1 protein-coding gene is annotated in these 1,828 nt (G+C 69.2%); it reads left to right on the forward strand.

Annotated elements, in window-relative coordinates; translation table 11 throughout:
• Window positions 1-398: 398 nt before the first annotated feature.
• The gene (locus ACIWVC_RS34540; RefSeq protein WP_396453280.1) at window positions 399-1,418 is read left to right on the forward strand and encodes a hypothetical protein; all 1,020 of its coding nucleotides are present in this window, start codon (window positions 399-401) and stop codon (window positions 1,416-1,418) included.
• Window positions 1,419-1,828 lie beyond the last annotated feature (410 nt).

The following is a 1,828-nucleotide window of genomic DNA, read 5'->3' on the forward strand; positions in this document are numbered from 1 at the left end:
CCAGGCCATCCTCACCCTGCACCACCAGGCCGGATGAAGTTGGAATCAGCTCAGTCTCTTCGCGCTGAGTGCGTAGGGGAGTTCCTGCCGCGCATGCTTTGTCGCCTCGACGAAAACCGGGACGTCGTCGAAGAGGTGACGGATATAGAATTCTTCCTTGCTCTGCATAGCGGGAGGCATGCGCACCTTTCCGTTTCCGGCTGCCGACCAGCGTAATCCGAGTTGCCCGACCACGGCTCGCCCCAGCGCTCGGGCAGCGCCGCTTCCGGTCTCACCCTGCCTATCCCCACCGTTTCGAGAAAGACCATGGCGGCAAGTGGTCAAAACCGCGTGCATGTCGGCCCTGAGATCGCACAGTCAGCCCTGTGTCGACGAGCCACATGACAAAGGAGACGTTTGTGAAGGAGTTGAGCGACTACCTGCTCGCCATCCGCACCGCCGGCTCACCGCCCGGCCCTCCCGGCGTGAAGACCGTCGACGTCACTCCCGAGGACGACACCGGCGACATCACCGCGGCGGCCATCGCCGGACTGCGGCGCAGCGGGCTGACCCCGGCGGACTTCCGCTCGCGGGCCATCTTCATGGCCCCCGATGACCCGATCTGCCTGGTCCCCTACGCCATGCTGTGCGGCTTCGCGGGGCGTCGCATCGACGCCTATGCCGGAGACACCGTCATGGAGTTCTCCCGGCTCGATCCGCAGGGGCACGCGTTCCCGGACGCCGGGCGCCCCTCTGGCCATCTGATGTGGGCGCAGGCCGGCGGCCCGAACACCCCTGACGCGGTCGGGATGCCCACCGTCCGGCTGGCGCCGGGTACGCCCCGCCTGGCGACGCCCGAGACCGTGACCGTGATCCGCTACGCCGCGAGACTGCGCATGGTCCCGCCGCCCGCGACCCGCGACGTGCTGGCGATGTTCTTGCTCATCGCCGCGATCCGGCGGCGCTCCGACGACCGCTTCGCCTACCTGTCCACGGGCACCGAGCCGGCTCCGGTCATCAAGGACGACCCCACGCAGGGCATCGACTTGGAGAAGATCCGCCGCGCGGCGGTCGACCACCGCCGGCAGCAGCGGGCGGCCCGAAGGAGCGCCGAGGTCGTTGACCGGGTACCGGTCTCCGCCCACGAGCAGCGGATAGCCCAGGCCAACCGCGCTGACATCGCCCAGGTCCTGACCCGGTTGGGGTCCACCGCCGACCCGGCCGGACGCTGGCACTGCCCCCGGCCTATCCGCCACGCGAACAACGACGGCAACCCGTCCCTGATCCTCTACGGCGACAACCGGGTCCGCTGCCAGCGCTGCGACACCGAGAAGATCGGCCCCGTCCGCCTCATCATCGACGCCCTCGGCCTGACGCCGGACGAGGCCGCCGCGCTCATCGCCGACTCCACCCGCACGCTCGGTCCGCGGGTCGTCTGATCCTGGCTCCAGGCCGACTCCCTCTGCGGGGTTGGTCGCGCCCGTGAGAAGCAGCGAGGTTGTCGCCGGCACCGCCCCGCCGCCGTCCTCGTCGCGCTCCGCGCCTCACCAGGCTCGGACAGGCCGTGCACGATGGCGCGGTCGTTCCTGCCTGAGGGGTGCTGACAAGGTGGCGTGTCCTGCTCGTTGTTGTGGCTCCCCCGCCACCAGGTCTTGGTGGAGACGCCCACGTCTGTGGCGGCCGTTGCCCGTGTGCAGAGACGGTGGTGTGGATGCTTGAAGCTGCAAAGAATAACCGGTCGTCCTCCGAGAGGCTCGGGGGACGACCGGTGGATGGTCTAGCCGCCGCTACCTGGGTAGCGGCGGCCGGGACTAGTGCTAGTGGTTGGATACCGCCCCGCAGTCACAGG

The organism is Actinomadura sp. (assembly GCF_044508335.1).
In the GTDB taxonomy this organism is placed as follows: Bacteria; Actinomycetota; Actinomycetes; order Streptosporangiales; family Streptosporangiaceae; genus Spirillospora.